The sequence below is a fragment of the Psychromonas sp. SR45-3 genome (genome assembly GCF_014163575.1).
Taxonomy (GTDB): Bacteria; Pseudomonadota; Gammaproteobacteria; order Enterobacterales; family Psychromonadaceae; genus Psychromonas; species Psychromonas arctica.
Map to the genome: position 1 here is coordinate 1 of NZ_JACJDP010000126.1, position 251 is coordinate 251.

Sequence of the window (251 nt, forward strand, 5' to 3'; positions counted from 1 at the left end):
TCATCAGAGGTATCAAACGTCGCCACTACCGCATTTTCTACTGCGCTGCCGTCGTCTTCGGTAAATGCATTGGTGTTCGTGATCGTCACTTCAGGTGCATCGTTAACCGTATTCACCACCGGAGTAGCCGAATCTGTTTCACCATTAATTGTGCCGTCGTTCGGTGTTAATGTAAATTCAGGTAAGGCTGCTCCGCTGTTAACCAGCGCCGCGCCCGCTGCTGTTAAGAGAACCTCATTGCCCACGACCTG

At 51.4% G+C, this 251-nt stretch carries 1 protein-coding gene; it reads right to left on the reverse strand.

Translation table 11 applies throughout. The annotated features are described in order from the left end of the window. A partial coding sequence (locus tag H5084_RS19395; protein WP_182692246.1) for a hypothetical protein occupies nt 1-245 on the reverse strand: 245 nt, incomplete at its 3' end. Nucleotides 246-251: the final 6 nt, after the last annotated feature.